Here is a 295-nt window from a genome sequence, read left to right on the forward strand (position 1 = left end):
ATAAAACATCCGTTGTCATCACAACTGGCTTATGCGTGTTTGAATCTGAAGGATGCTTAATACCTAGCTCATCTGCAATGACAATTGTTTCTTCCCACGGCAATAGCGGAAATTGTTCTCGGATATCGGCAGTAATCTCCGAATATTCAGTTAAATAAAAGTAGTTTCGTTCTAAATCCGATAAAAATTCGTGTTGTCGGTTTGTTTTAATCCCTTTCAAGCGAGTAGATCTTCCAAGCGAAGAAACGTCTTGAATATTAAGCCAAGGTTTATAATCTGCTCCGGCTCCTGTTCC

1 protein-coding gene is annotated in these 295 nt (G+C 39.3%); it reads right to left on the reverse strand.

Features of this window, described 5'->3' with window-relative positions; all coding sequences use genetic code 11:
* A partial coding sequence (locus KVT34_RS30135; protein ID WP_217563282.1) for a PDDEXK family nuclease occupies nucleotides 1-295 on the reverse strand: 295 nt, incomplete at both ends.

Source organism: Paenibacillus sp. GbtcB18 (assembly GCF_019091125.1).
GTDB classification, from domain to species: domain Bacteria; phylum Bacillota; class Bacilli; order Paenibacillales; family NBRC-103111; genus Paenibacillus_F; species Paenibacillus_F chitinolyticus.